This window comes from Mesorhizobium sp. Cs1299R1N3, assembly GCF_037179625.1.
Taxonomy (GTDB): domain Bacteria; phylum Pseudomonadota; class Alphaproteobacteria; order Rhizobiales; family Rhizobiaceae; genus Mesorhizobium; species Mesorhizobium salmacidum.
Genome location: NZ_JAPYKQ010000038.1, coordinates 1 through 7,567, shown reverse-complemented (window position 1 = coordinate 7,567; position 7,567 = coordinate 1). Strand labels below are relative to the sequence as shown.

At 61.2% G+C, this 7,567-nt stretch carries 9 protein-coding genes and 1 tRNA gene; 3 read left to right on the top strand and 7 right to left on the bottom strand.

What is annotated here, in order from left to right; translation table 11 throughout:
* Positions 1-298 precede the first annotated feature (298 nt).
* Positions 299-1,438 carry a hypothetical protein gene (locus O7B34_RS31770; RefSeq protein WP_337149674.1) on the top strand — a complete coding sequence of 380 codons (1,140 nt, stop codon included), beginning with the start codon at positions 299-301 and terminating at the stop codon, positions 1,436-1,438.
* Between the two features lie 101 nt (positions 1,439-1,539).
* Here O7B34_RS31770 and O7B34_RS31765 read toward each other — a convergent pair.
* The 6 genes from O7B34_RS31765 to O7B34_RS31740 form a co-directional block, all read right to left on the bottom strand.
* A tRNA-Cys gene (locus tag O7B34_RS31765) sits at positions 1,540-1,615 on the bottom strand.
* Positions 1,616-1,838: 223 nt separating this feature from the next.
* Positions 1,839-2,279 carry a TadE/TadG family type IV pilus assembly protein gene (locus O7B34_RS31760; RefSeq protein WP_337149683.1) on the bottom strand — a complete coding sequence of 147 codons (441 nt, stop codon included), beginning with the start codon at positions 2,277-2,279 and terminating at the stop codon, positions 1,839-1,841.
* A 16-nt stretch (positions 2,280-2,295) separates the two neighbouring features.
* A complete protein-coding gene (locus tag O7B34_RS31755) occupies positions 2,296-2,745 on the bottom strand; it encodes a TadE/TadG family type IV pilus assembly protein (RefSeq protein WP_337149672.1) in 450 nt (149 codons plus the stop codon).
* Positions 2,742-3,980, bottom strand: a complete 1,239-nt coding sequence (locus O7B34_RS31750; RefSeq protein ID WP_337149681.1) for a pilus assembly protein TadG-related protein — start codon at positions 3,978-3,980, stop codon at positions 2,742-2,744. Before O7B34_RS31750 ends, O7B34_RS31755 begins: the two co-directional genes overlap by 4 nt.
* 181 nt (positions 3,981-4,161) lie before the next feature.
* The gene (locus tag O7B34_RS31745; protein WP_337149679.1) at positions 4,162-4,425 is read right to left on the bottom strand and encodes a DUF6074 family protein; all 264 of its coding nucleotides are present in this window, start codon (positions 4,423-4,425) and stop codon (positions 4,162-4,164) included.
* Between the two features lie 164 nt (positions 4,426-4,589).
* Positions 4,590-4,886 carry a DUF982 domain-containing protein gene (locus tag O7B34_RS31740; RefSeq protein WP_337149670.1) on the bottom strand — a complete coding sequence of 99 codons (297 nt, stop codon included), beginning with the start codon at positions 4,884-4,886 and terminating at the stop codon, positions 4,590-4,592.
* 358 nt (positions 4,887-5,244) lie between these two features.
* Between O7B34_RS31740 and map the strand changes: the two genes are divergently transcribed.
* Entirely contained in the window at positions 5,245-6,072 is an 828-nt protein-coding gene (map, locus tag O7B34_RS31735; protein WP_337149677.1) for a type I methionyl aminopeptidase, read from the top strand.
* Positions 6,073-6,101: 29 nt separating this feature from the next.
* Here the strand turns inward: map and O7B34_RS31730 are convergent, their stop codons facing one another.
* Positions 6,102-6,578, bottom strand: coding sequence for a hypothetical protein (locus O7B34_RS31730; RefSeq protein WP_337149668.1), 477 nt, complete (start codon positions 6,576-6,578; stop codon positions 6,102-6,104).
* Between the two features lie 105 nt (positions 6,579-6,683).
* Between O7B34_RS31730 and radC the strand changes: the two genes are divergently transcribed.
* The gene (radC, locus tag O7B34_RS31725) at positions 6,684-7,445 is read left to right on the top strand and encodes a RadC family protein (RefSeq protein WP_337107219.1); all 762 of its coding nucleotides are present in this window, start codon (positions 6,684-6,686) and stop codon (positions 7,443-7,445) included.
* Positions 7,446-7,567: the final 122 nt, after the last annotated feature.

Sequence of the window (7,567 nt, the reverse complement as noted above, 5' to 3'; positions counted from 1 at the left end):
CTGGATGGAGGCCAACCGATACATCAATATGGACGATCTGCGCGAGCACAAAAAACTCGCTCTACGCCAAGCCGCATGACCAGCACCATGGCCGCCCAATTTTGCAGAACTTGACGCACACAACCGCAGCGAACGCCTGGCCGATGCAATTTGGCAGGGGCGGCATCGCGTCGACAACATTGCGGGTTACGGCATCCGTTGCAGCCGATACCCCATGCCTTTCGCGCTAGCGCTCGGCTCCTCTATCTTGTCGAGCAGACGGGCCGGTGGTTAAATGGAATACGAAGGGAGCGCTCATATGGCAGTTCACCTTTCGGCGGATATACGCGCTCCCGCGGCAACGCCACCAAGATATCTCTTTGGTCCGCTCGCGGACTTTCTGATGCTCGGCGGCAGCGCATTCCTGATCTTGCCGGCGCTGTATTTCGTGCCACTGAGATACGAAGGTCTGGTGGCGGCGACGATGCTTTTCCTGGCTTATCTGATAAACTATCCGCACTTCGCCCACTCATACCAACTCTTCTACCGCAATTTTGGGCGGAAGCTGCGCGGCGACGGTTACGACAGGAACCTCCAGATCCGCTACATCGTCGCCGGCATCGTCGTTCCCCTGCTCATGGGCGCATTTTTTGCCTACGGCTCGATAACGGCGAACGCCCGGCTGCTGGGCAACGCAACCAACTCGATGTTCTTTTTCGTGGGCTGGCACTACGTCAAGCAAGGCTACGGCATGTTGATGGTGGATGCCGTCCTGAAGCGCAGGTTCTTCACCGATCCGGACAAGAAAATCCTGCTGATCAACAGCTATGCCGTTTGGCTGTTCGCATGGCTTCAGACGAACACGGCGGTCAGCCAGGGAAAATACCTGGGGCTGGAATATTATACGTTTGCCACCCCTGCATGGCTCAACGCGATTGCGCTGTCGGCCGCGGCCGCTTCCACGGCCGCCACTGCCGTGATGCTGATCAATCGTTGGAGCAGGAATGGCGGCAGCCTGCCGTATAACGGCGTCATCGCCTACATCGCGTCCCTATATCTCTGGATTCTGATCGTAAGGACAAATCCGCTCTGGCTGCTGGTGGTGCCGGCGCTCCATTCCTTGCAGTACCTGGCGGTGGTCTGGCGTTACCAGAGCAATGTCGAGCGTGACGGGCGCGATGCCGAGAAAGTTCCGCCATCCAGAATCCTGTCCATCCTTGGTCCGGCTTACAGGGTGCGGCTTCTGGAGTTCATCAGTGCTGGCCTTCTCCTCGGCGGTCTGGGTTTCTGGCTGGTGCCGACCGTGCTGACGGCCCTTATCCCCTATGACCGGGAAGTCCTGGGGTCGTCGCTGTTCTTCTTCATCGTGTTGATTTTCATCAACGTGCACCATTACTTCCTCGACAATGTGATGTGGCGCCGCGGCAACCCCGAAGTGTCGAGATATCTGTTCCGTTAGAGCTTTTTTGCGCTCAAGCGGAAGCGCTTGGCGTAATGTGGAAATGGACCAGGGATGGATCCACTCCCGCCCGATCCACCAGTCCATCAGCTTCGGAATTTTGGAGGCCTCGCCTCGGAATCGAACCGAGGCTTCCGAGATTTGCAGTCTCTAGCGTAGCCGCTCCGCCACGAGGCCATACGTGCTCTGGTAACGGGCAGAAGTTTAAAGATCCTTGATGTCTTGGATAAAAATTTTCGGCTACGCCCCACTGTGAAAAAGAGCCCATCACGCGGCAGAAAAGCGCCGACCCATGACTCCTTTGCCAGACTTGAATTGCATGCCCGTCAACGAGGGGAACTCATGCAGCCCGGCCGCAGGGCTCGAGGCCAGCAGATTCGCTGTCTGGCAGACTACGTGGCTAACCGCCGACCAGCGGCACGGTAACGGTCGTCGCGTAATTGATCGGGTAGGCGTTGAAATATGGGAAATCTATGACAAACGCATAGGCAGCGGTCAGGTGCGCCATGCGAAAGCCGCCGCTCGCCGGGTCGGTGGCGATCGTGACGTTCACATTCTTCAGACCCAGCGCAAGCAGTTTCTGCGTCGCGATCGCCTGGATGTCGGCCTGGGTCAGCGTGTTGTTAAGCTGCAGGGACCGTGCGGACGCCTCCAGCGTATAGCGAACGCTGGAGGCCGAATTCATCGACCAGCCAAAGGCAAAGATTCCGAACAACAGCATGATAAGGAAAGGCGCGATGAGCGCGAATTCCAGTCCGGCCCCGCCGGAGCGATCCCGCCTGAACGAGCTTGCTCTTGCGCTATTTGTTGGCGCAATTCCGGAAGCAAACCCACTAGGCACCTTTCCTGGAACAGCCCTAGCGGACACGGATCACCTCCAGGTGGCCGATGGCGCTAGGCGCGGAAAAGACACCGAAGGTGAAGGGCGGCACCCATGTGGCCGATGCCTGGATCTGGACATAGACCGATGGCGCCTTCGGGCCACTGCACAAGGTGGAAGCATCGACCACGGTCGTCCCGCACATGTAAATCCGGCTCAGCGTAACCTGCCCGTCGTCCGGCCGCTTCTCCCAGCTCGCCAGCGCCGCGGCCTGCGTCGCGCTGTCGTCGGCGGTGCCGGCCATAACCATGTTCGCTGCCGTCTTCACGCCGGCGCGCATCGACATCGAACTCGTGACGTATGACCAACCGTCCATGATGCCGAGCAACGCCGCGCAAAGGATGGGCAGGACCAGCGCGAACTCCACCGCGGCGATGCCCGCGTCATCGCGAATGGCTGGGATCAATCGATAGGCCACGCGCTTCATTCGACAATCGCGACCGACGCCGCCGCGGGGATGTCCTTCATCCCGAGACTCGAGCAGTCCTGGTTGATGGTGGAATTGCCCGACCACTGGATAGTGTCGGCCACAACCTGCGTGCAACCGTTCTGGCCCGAGAAGTTGCCCAGGTAGTTGACCTGCTGCTTTGGGAAATAGATAGCGCCGGTCAGCAAGGATGTTGCCGTACCGTTGAAGGTGCTCTGCGCCGCCGTGCCTGTCCTGTCACCGTAGAACAGCATGCCGGAATAGGTGCCCGACTGCGGCGCGCTGAGCGTCACGGTCGCGTTGCCGTTCATGCTGACGGTGCTGCTGCCCGCCATGAAGATGGTCACGCCGTCGCCCTGGATGACCGCGCCCGCGTTGATTTTCAAATTGCCCTGGACAACATAAACGCCGGGAGAAAGCGTGACATTACCGGAGAGATCCATGCCACCGCAATAAGTCCCGGGCTGGATTGTTTGCGTCGTCTTATTGCCTTTGAGATTCTGGCATGGGTTGCTGGCGGCGGGCGCCAGCAGGCTGGAGAACGGATCGGATGCGGGCAAGGCCTGGGTGATCGGAGACTTGCAGATCGTGGTCACCGGATTATTCAGCACGACGCCGCCCGCCGATATCAGGCAGTCGGCCTGGAGGGCCGCCGATCCTTGCACCTTGATGGCGTCGTTGGCGATCGAATTCGCCATGATGACGCAGCCGGTGAGCTTGACGCTGGTGCTGCCGGAAAAGATCACCGCCTGCGAGGCTGACGGACTGAGCGATAGGTCGCAGGCCTTGGAGGCGTCGGTGATGAGCGCCACCGCCCTCGCCTGTTCGGGAACCTGGCCCTGCGCGAAGAGCGAGGTGAACATCCGGTCGAGATTCTGCCTGACGACGACCTCGACCGCCTTTTTGGCCGTGTTCGGCCCGGATGTGGGCGGCGTATTGACGACGATCGTGCCGGCGCCAAGACCATTCGTCGCGGCCGACTGGGTCGCGGCCGCGACGATCGTCGGCGTGTCGGACCCCGCGATCTTCTCCAGCGCGCCGGCATAGGCCGCGGCATCCGCCGTGGCCTGCAATCTCAAGCTGTTGTAGTACCAATAGGAGGTTTCAACGCCAAAACCCGCCGCACCGACAACGATCGGCAGGGTAAGGGCAAAGATGGTGGCGACGTTCGCGGCTCTGCTGCGGCGCATGCCGGCCGCCACGAGCCGAATCCGGGTGAAGCAGTTGAACAGCATGATCAATTAGAAAGCACGCATATATGAATGAACGGCTAAAAAGTTCGATTCACTTTCTACGAGACAGCCATTGGCTCCAACAGCCGGCCTCGGTACGCGGACCTTCTCGGCACGCCATGGAGGGCAAATGACGCATTTCCGGCGTCGCCAAGCGTGCAGTTGCCTGCGGGCAGGATTTACTTCAGGCGGTAAGGATCGGGACCTCTCCCACGGTCGCACCAGCCGATAACTCTCTTTGAACGGCAAGGAAGAACCTGCGCACTTCGTCACCGGCTGCCGTTCTGTCCCTGCCCGTCCCGACAATGAGATCGAGCAACTCCGCCGCCTTTGTCTTCCAGAACGAGGTGGCGGTCTCGCCATGCAGATTGCCGAGCTTGGCGGCAACTTCCCTGACCAAAAACAGCTGACGATCGATTGGGAACGCACGGACTTTTTCTGAGGACATCTTCCGACCCATGAAACTGACGCAACGAATCAACCATTGCCGAACAATCAATGGCTAACCGCGAAGGTGGAAACGGAAGCTTAACAGCGCCGGCCAATGCATCGGCGCAAGCGAATCGTCATGCACACTCAAGCTGAACTGGTTCCCCCCACGCGATGACGCCCTCAGGCCTGCAGCGCTCTCGCCTCGCCGCCGCGCTTGCGCGGCGCCATCATGTCGCCGGCCATCAGTCCGGCGACGCGGCAGAACGCCATGAACGCCCGGCAGGCGTCTTCGGTCTCGACCACATCGACCGTGGCACCGAAACAGGCATTGAAGGCTTTCTGATACACCGGTCCCTGCCGGCGCGCCGGCCAGTCCTGCAGAAAATCGAGCGCCTGCTCGACGCTGTAGATTTCCTCGACGGGCATGCCGGGGCCTGGTGCGATGCGCACCGGCACCTCGAATTGCAATCTGTCCATCCGACATCTCCCGACCGGCATCGCCCAAGCAACGCCGCTCATCGTCAAAAGTTGCTTTGTGCGGTGTGCCACGGAAATGTGTCGTCACTGCGGAAAACTGCCTCCTTTGCTGCATCTGGCAAGGGAAGGCCTGCCGGCATCGAGCGGCCCGGCAGGCCTTTCCGGCGGCGCGATTACTGGTTGGCCGGGTCGGTCTCCGCGTCGAAGGCCGTGCGCCTGAGCGGCGGGGCAAGCGAATATCCGGGCCGTTGGGGCCGCATCAGGCAGTTCGTCCTTGAACCTTTCGCCCTCAGGTGCCAAATCTGGTGACATCTTCGCGCCCGCGCTCCTGCGGCGCGCCACCTTCTATATGGGCAAAATGGTCACCTATCTCGACGCCGCCACGGCACCGCTCAGAAACACCGGCCAGATCCGCCTTTATGGTGAGGAAGGCTTTGCCGGCATGCGCAAGGCATGCGACCTCACCGCGCGCTGCCTGGACGAGCTGGTGCCGATGGTCGGCCCCGGCGTCACCACCGAGACTATCGACCGTTTCGTCTTCGAGTTCGGCATGGACCACGGCGCACTGCCGGCCACGCTCAACTATCGCGGCTACACGAAATCGTCCTGCACCTCGATCAACCATGTCGTCTGTCACGGCATTCCCGACAACAAGCCGCTGAAGGATGGCGATATCGTCAACATCGATGTGACCTACATCCTCGACGGCTGGCACGGCGATTCCTCGCGCATGTACCCGGTCGGCACGATCAAGCGGGCAGCCGAACGCCTGCTCGAGGTCACCCACGAATGCCTGATGCGCGGCATCGCCGCCGTCAGGCCGGGCGCGCGCACCGGTGTCATCGGCGCCGCCATCCAGACCTACGCCGAAGCCGAGCGCTGCTCGGTGGTGCGCGATTTCTGCGGCCACGGCGTCGGTCAGCTGTTCCACGACGCTCCCAACATCCTGCACTACGGCAATGCCACTGAAGGCGTGGAAATGCGCCCCGGCATGATCTTCACCATCGAGCCGATGATCAACCTCGGCCGGCCGCATGTGAAGGTCCTGTCGGATGGCTGGACGGCGGTGACACGCGACCGCTCGCTGTCGGCGCAATACGAGCACACGATCGGCGTGACCGACACCGGCTGCGAGATTTTCACGCTGTCGCCCAAAAAGCTCGACCGCCCCGGCCTGCCGGCCTAGGAGGCCGTCGCGAGGTCTTGGATGGCGGCCTATTTCCAATGTTTGCGTGGCCGCCAGTCTTCGCCCTCGTCCTGGTCTCGTAACCAGCGCATTATTTCCCGGCAACTGTGCGGACGGCCATCGCTGACCCTGCCATCGGTGCATGGATCGTAGCGTTCGCGGCGGTAATAGTCGTGCCTTTCCCGATAACGCTCCCGGCGATCCAGCATGCGCAGGATCTCCCGGCAATTATGCGGCCTCCCGTCGCTGTAACGGCCGTCCGTGCAAGGATCATCATATTGGATGAAATGAATCGGCAGGTTCCGACCAGGGCGGCTATCGGCGGGTATGGCATCGATCACCGGGGCAGCCATTGCAGGACTGAAGCTCAGGAGCAGGCCGGCGGACAGCTGGATACGAATGAGCCTGGGCATCTTGGTTGTCTCCGAATGGGGCGTCATCGATGACGACACCGAGAGCTTGCGCGACTCCCATTGCCGCAACATTGCGCGGAAGGCGGAGGCCATCCATTCTTTGCCGCCGAAAAGACCTCGACCGCCCCTGCCCGCCGTCCTAGTATTTCGTGGGGATCAGCGATCATTGCTCAGCTGCGGGCTGGATATGGGCGGCACATGGCGACACAAGGCGACGACGACGAACGGAGCTTCTTCTCCGAGGTGCCGGTGCGGCCGGCGGCGAGAGCCAAGGCGGCAGTCGATGAAAAACCGCATTATCTCGGCCATCGCGATCGTCTGCGCGAGCGCTTTGCCTCGGCCGGTCCGGACGCCTTGCCCGACTATGAGCTTCTGGAACTCCTACTCTTCCGCCTGATCCCGCGCGCCGACACCAAGCCGGTCGCCAAGGCGCTGCTGGCCCGCTTCGGCACCCTAGCCGAAGTGCTCGGCGCGCCCGTCGGCCTGTTGCAGGAGGTCAAGGGCATCGGCCCGACCGTGGCGCTCGAGTTGAAGGTCGTCGCGGCAACCGCCCAGCGCATGGCGCGCGGCGAGGTCCATGGCCGCGAAGTCCTGGCCTCATGGCAACAGCTTCTCGACTATTGCCGCTCGGCCATGGCGTTCGAGGCGCGCGAGCAGTTCCGCATCCTGTTCCTCGACAAGAAGAACGCGCTGATCGCCGACGAAGTGCAGCAGACCGGCACGGTCGACCACACGCCGGTCTATCCCAGGGAAGTGGTCAAGCGCGCGCTCGAGCTGTCGGCCACCGCGATCATCCTGGTCCACAACCACCCCTCGGGCGACCCAACACCGTCGCGCGCTGATATCGAGATGACAAAAGAGATCATCGAAGCGGCCAAGCGGCTGGGTATTTCCGTGCACGACCACATCATCATCGGGCGAAAAGGCTATTCCAGCATGAAGGGGTTGTTGCTGATCTAGAGCGGTTCACGAGTTGATGGAATCGAAGGGATTCCGGATCAGTCGGTTTTGTGATTCAAGATGCTGGCTGGAATGGAGGCCAGCATCTGATGACTCGACCTCTTTCCAATGATCTTCGCGAG